Origin of the sequence: Bacillus sp. XF8 (assembly GCF_017498755.1) — a bacterium.
Taxonomy (GTDB): domain Bacteria; phylum Bacillota; class Bacilli; order Bacillales; family Bacillaceae_G; genus Bacillus_A; species Bacillus_A bingmayongensis.
This window is the reverse complement of the sequence record NZ_JAGDQK010000083.1, coordinates 1-5,835: the sequence shown is the minus strand read 5'-3', so window position 1 is coordinate 5,835 and position 5,835 is coordinate 1. Positions and strand designations below refer to the sequence as shown.

At 33.5% G+C, this 5,835-nt stretch carries 6 protein-coding genes; all 6 read right to left on the bottom strand.

Going from position 1 to position 5,835, the window contains the following annotated elements; translation table 11 throughout:
* Positions 1-147: 147 nt before the first annotated feature.
* Entirely contained in the window at positions 148-594 is a 447-nt protein-coding gene (locus J4P91_RS28095) for an ASCH domain-containing protein (protein ID WP_207996714.1), read from the bottom strand.
* Between the two features lie 539 nt (positions 595-1,133).
* A complete protein-coding gene (bacA, locus tag J4P91_RS28090; protein ID WP_207996713.1) occupies positions 1,134-1,931 on the bottom strand; it encodes an undecaprenyl-diphosphate phosphatase in 798 nt (265 codons plus the stop codon).
* 70 nt (positions 1,932-2,001) lie between these two features.
* Positions 2,002-2,739, bottom strand: coding sequence for an ABC transporter permease (locus tag J4P91_RS28085; RefSeq protein ID WP_207996712.1), 738 nt, complete (start codon positions 2,737-2,739; stop codon positions 2,002-2,004).
* Positions 2,732-3,661: an ABC transporter ATP-binding protein gene (locus J4P91_RS28080; RefSeq protein ID WP_207996711.1), complete on the bottom strand. Its 930-nt coding sequence runs from the start codon at positions 3,659-3,661 to the stop codon at positions 2,732-2,734. The genes J4P91_RS28085 and J4P91_RS28080 overlap by 8 nt, the downstream gene beginning before the upstream one ends.
* 68 nt (positions 3,662-3,729) lie before the next feature.
* Positions 3,730-4,746 carry a sensor histidine kinase gene (locus J4P91_RS28075; protein ID WP_207996710.1) on the bottom strand — a complete coding sequence of 339 codons (1,017 nt, stop codon included), beginning with the start codon at positions 4,744-4,746 and terminating at the stop codon, positions 3,730-3,732.
* Complete coding sequence (locus J4P91_RS28070) at positions 4,736-5,449, bottom strand: response regulator transcription factor (RefSeq protein ID WP_207996709.1); 714 nt, start codon at positions 5,447-5,449, stop codon at positions 4,736-4,738. The genes J4P91_RS28075 and J4P91_RS28070 overlap by 11 nt, the downstream gene beginning before the upstream one ends.
* Positions 5,450-5,835: the final 386 nt, after the last annotated feature.

The window sequence follows — 5,835 nt, the reverse complement described above, 5'->3', positions numbered from 1 at the left end:
TTAAGCTCTCTAGCGCCGATGGTAGTTGGGACCTTGTCCCTGTGAGAGTAGGACGTCGCCAAGCAAAAACCTAAGTCATTTCGACTTAGGTTTTTTTGTTTAATAAACACAATACTTACTTTTGTATACAAGTAACATGTCCTTCATTTATTTCTTCGTATCAATAAGTTCAAAACGCTCACAAACGAGTAACATGTCTTCAGAAAATTCACGTCCAATTTTGTGTAACTCTTCTGTGAAAAATTTTATATGTGCTTTTCTCCAGTAGTCATAAGTTCGATCACCTTCGCCTTCTGCAATGGCAAATTCTTCGGGCACTTCATTCATTGGTGTTACAGTTACTTCCGTTGTTTTAATAATGGCTACAGGCTCATCATGGCTATTTAAGATAATGCTATAATCATTTGTCGTAGGAAGTGGCTCATTGTCTAGTTCATAGAAGGTATGACCAGAGCATGTTGCTGTTTTTACACCATCAATTACTAATTGAGCAAGATAGTCAGGAGATGCCCCGAACTGCCATGCGCTGACAGATTTCGGCTTTTCGTTTTCTCCCCAATACTCATTCCAATATTTTTGCGCTAATTGGTTCATTTGTAGCATTCACTCATTTCTCTATTGTTTATCCCACTATTCGCGGGTAGCAAGACTTTAATTTCAAAATTTAGCGAAAGCAAAGAAGTTAGGCGGGGGATGAGGAGAACTTCACTGATTACAGTTTCACTTTATTTACATGCCTAATTGCTCACCATAAGATTCCGTTTGTTAATGATAGGTTGTTTGGTAAATTACATTTTCTTCGTTGTTTTTTGGATCAGTAAAAGAAAACTGCTGAATAAATATGCTTAATATACTCGCGCTGTTCATTTATATCCATCTATTGTATAAACCTTTACTATATATATTAAAGAATATTCAGAATAATAAAGTCAAGCCCTTTTAAACAAATACCTACATTTTCAAGATTAGATGATTCATTTAAATAATAAGACCAACGCTTTTTATGAGAAGTTTGTTTAACGTATCTTTTCGTTAAAATTGAGAAGGTATACCTGATAGGCATTTATAATCACAACGAGCCGATTCTTCCATAGGAATATCGGCTCGTTAGTGTGTAGAGAATCTTGTTATGATTAGAGCAGTACGAAGATAGTGAATACAAGAGCTAATAAAATACGATAATAAGCGAAAGGTTTTAAACCTATTTGTGCTAGTAGTTTTAAAAAAGTTACAACTGCTAGCATCGCTACAATAAAAGAAGTAATAAATCCTACTGCAAACATGGGAATATCATCTATACTTAAATGTTCCCAACTTTTTAATAAGTCTAGACCTGTTGCACCAACCATGACAGGAAGAGCAATAAGAAAAGAAAATTCTGATGCAGCTTTATAGTTCACTTTTGCTAACAATCCTCCAGACATTGTGGATCCAGCTCTTGAAAAACCAGGATATACCGCTAAACATTGAAATAATCCAATTGTTAATGCTTGACGATACGTTAAATCGTCTAATGAATAAGAGGTAGCTTCAGGTTTTTTGACTTCTGCGAAAATCATAAGAATAGCTCCTGCTACAAGTCCGATAACGACAGTATATGGCTGAAATAAGTATGTTTTAATTACATCATGTAATAGTAAGCCAGCAACTACAGCTGGAAATACACCTAGGAAAACATGTAGTGCATTGAATTTTTTCTCTTTCTGCAAGAGAGGCTTAATGTTACATAAGGAAACAAGGCGTTTGTGATATAAAACAGCAATAGCTAAAATTGCTCCTAATTGTATGACAATCTCAAATGTTTTTGCTCTTTCTCCTTCAAAACCTAATAAGTGTCCTACTAGTATAAGATGCCCAGTAGAAGAAATAGGTAGGAATTCTGCTAGTCCTTCTACAATACCGAGTATGAAGGCAATAATTGTATCGCTCATAATTTCACTCCTATTATTTAAATGAAAATGTTGTAGATAGACATAGAGTACATTTCATCATCTTTATAAATTAATGAATATCAACCTTTTTAAAATAGAATATTGTTGCGAGAAAGCCGAAAATAGCTGTAGCAGCAACGATAACATAAGAATATTCTGGTGGATATGTTGGTTGCAATTCGTTGTTTACTATATCCAGTATAGCTGCCCAAGGAAATAAATCTCTGTGCTCTGAACTTGCAGTCATAACATTTACCATTGCTATAACAATTGTTAATATAATAGGCGGAACATAAGTCTTCATTACAAGAGTTAACAGTACAATAGGGGGAGATAAGATAAAAAGGAATCCACCGCCCATCAAAAATTTTATCAAAAATTGGAAGAGTAATAGACTACTTAAGCCTGGAAAACCTCCTAATAGCCCTAATAGTAAAGTTAGTCCCCATGCAACTATAGTAAGTATCATAATCCAGATAAATAGAAGGATGAATTTACTCATAATAAAGTTAAAACGTGATACAGGAATGGTTAATAGGTTTTTTAATGTATCTTCTGTGTATTCCCGATTAAAGAGATAAGCGGTAACGACTCCGTATAGAAGGACTCCCATAAATAAAACAGTGTACATATTAGTATTAATAAAAAGGGCATCGAAACTCGCAGGTGGAGCAGATGGTTTTGTTTTCATTTCTATATAAAAGGCCAAAACTATCATAAACGGTGCTACCGCTGCTCCAATAATACTAATTAAGAACATGTTAGAACGTTTTAATTTTAATAGTTCGGTATATAGTAGATTAACCAATTGTTCCACCTCCAACTAATTTGGTGAAGTAATCTTCTAATCTGTCTTCGCTCATCATAATTTTTAGTACTTCAATGTCGTTTTGGACAAATGTTTTATTAATCTGCCCTTGTTGCCCAAAGTGGGAATAGACGCGAATATTACCTTCATCATGAACCTCATAATCTGAAATATGGAATTGGTCTTCTAACAACATTGCAGCTTTATTATCGTTATTTACTTGGAATTCTAAGTATTTACGATTTGTTTTTCGAAGTGTATCGAGAGAAATCTCTTCTAATAACTTTCCTTCATGAATAATCCCCATATGATCTACTAGCTGTTCGACCTCAGCTAAAATATGGCTGGAAATTAATATTGTTATGTTTCGTTCTTGCGCTAAAGATTTAATGAGTTTTCGCATTTCTTTAATTCCAATTGGATCTAAGCCGTTTGTCGGTTCATCTAGTATCAATAGTTCTGGATAATGGAGTAGAGTTCTCGCTATTCCTAATCGCTGTTTCATCCCTAATGAGTATTTTCCTACTAGCTTTTTCGTTTCATGTTGCAATCCTACAATTTCTAATGCCTCTTCAATTGCATTTTTTTTGTGAACTCCAATGATTTTGGCATTAATTAATAAATTTTCTCTTGCAGTAAGGTTTTCATAAAACCCTGGAACTTCAACGATAGAACCAATTCTTCTTAAAATTTCTTTTTGGTTTTTGAAAAAATCCTCCCCGAATATTTCAATTTTTCCGCTTGTAGGTTTTATTAATCCTAGTAGCATTCGAATGGTCGTTGTTTTACCTGCGCCGTTTCGTCCGATAAAGCCGTAAATCTCCCCTTGATTTACATTTATATTTAGATTATCTACTGATTTTTGTTTGCCATAAATTTTAGTCAAGTTTGTTGTTTTTATAATTGTATTTATGTTGAACACCTACTTTCTATAATCTCTTAAGTACATGATAAAAAGGAGGATTTAACTGCTGCTTAATCATTTCTTAACTATTTCTTAAAAACAGTTTGTTTTGGAATGGAAAAGCCAAAGGTGGTTTGTTTCCACGGAATACTTTCTACCCATATTTGGCCGCCGTTTTTTTCTACGAGAGCTTTTGCGATGGCAAGTCCTAAGCCACTCCCGCCATGCGAAGGATTCCTTGATTGGTCACTTCGGTACATTCTCTCAAATACGTTCTCTAGATCACCTGTTGAAATGCCAGGGCCTTTATCCCAAATGAGCAGCTGATAGTCATTAGTGGTTTCTAAAAGTTCGATTCCTACTATTTTTCCAGGCTTTCCGTAATATATAGCATTTTTTAGGAGATTACTTATAACTCGCATAAGACTAAAAGAATCTGCTGTAATGATGCAAGGGTCTTCTGGGATATTAACTTGTAACTCAATACTATGTTTTGATAGTTCAGGTAAAAACTCGATTAGTGATTCTCTAGTAATCTCTGAAAAATCAAGTTGCTCTTCCTTTAATGGAAATTCATCTGCATCAAGTTTTGCCATATTAAATATTTCATCAACTAAGTGTTTTAAGCTATTTGATTTATTTGAGAGTATTTCAAGATATTCCAGTTTTTCTTCCTCTGAAGCAGCTATATCATCTTTTAATGCGTCAATATATCCAATAATAGAAGTAAGAGGTGTTCGTATATCATGTGAGATACTAGATAGAAGTTGTTTTCTAGCCTTTTGAGACTTTTTGGCCTCAACTTGCACTTTTTCTAGCTCGGTTATTAACTCATTTATAGAAAAAATGACGTCATCTAGTGAATGATCGTTATTTGTATATAGTCGTGTATGTAGATTGCCATTAATAACCCGTCTTAATTTCGTAACCATGGACTTCCTAGTTTGAATAAAATGAAGTCTTGTAAAGAAAAGACTTACTGTTATAACGATAAGGATAATGAATACAATTAATTTTAGTGTGTGAACCATATCTATAAATAGAAGTCCAGTAATGATTATAAACTGCAATAAGATTAGATAGAGAACTTTATCATTCTTCATTCTTCTCACCTACAAATTTATAACCAATGCCCCAGACGGTTTGGATGAATTTAGGATTTGAAGGGTCAGCTTCTATTTTCTTTCTAAGCTTTCGAATGTGCACCATAACGGTATTGTCATCTTCTATATAGTTACTATCCCAAACATTACGGAAGAGTTGTGTTTTTGTGAAAACTTGTTCAGGGTTTAAAGCGAAAAACTTTAATAATTCTAGTTCTTTTCCCGTTAAAGAGATTTCTGCGCCATTTACGTTAACTGTGTACTTTTTTACATCGATTGTTAGCCCTTTAAATATTAGGAGTGTCTGTTCCTGTGTGTTAGCGTTACTTCCTAATACTAAAAAACGCCTCATAAGAGCTTTTATTCTAGCGACTACCTCATTGATACTAAAAGGCTTTGTAATGTAATCGTCCGCTCCTATGCTTAAGCCTAAGATTTTATCTACTTCTTGATCTTTAGCAGTGAGCATTAATATAGGGATATTTGTTTTATCCCTAAGTCTTCTACATACTTCGATACCATCAACCTTAGGCATCATCAGATCTAGTATGATAAGGTTATATTTATTTTGATTAAATAAGTGAAGAGCTTCTTCACCGTTCATCGCAGTATCTACTGTATATAATTCCCGTTCTAGATATTTTTTTAATAGCTCTCGAATTTCTTTATCATCGTCTGCTATCAGTACACGGATATCTTCCATATTTTCACCTGCTTATAATAGAATTTTGTTTTGTATTATGGTTTGGGTAATGAAAAATACAACAGCTATCTCATTATATACTATTAATTGTTAAAATAAGGTTATAAGTATAGAATCGAATCGAGAAAGGTAAATGTATGATAATCTACTAAAGGTTTATAGATAAGGGAAACCAAGTGGGGAGAAGAAGTGTTTTAGGATACTTTTACAACGCTTTATAAAGAAGAGATAAATCTATTGAAAAAAAGTTTTAAAAAGTTATTGACTATTAATATATAGAGGTGTAATATTATACGAGTCGCTGATAGAAACAACGCAAAACGCGACAAACGAAATAAAAAACTTAGTTGACATTGAAACATTAAAGTGTTAACATAAGGAAGTCG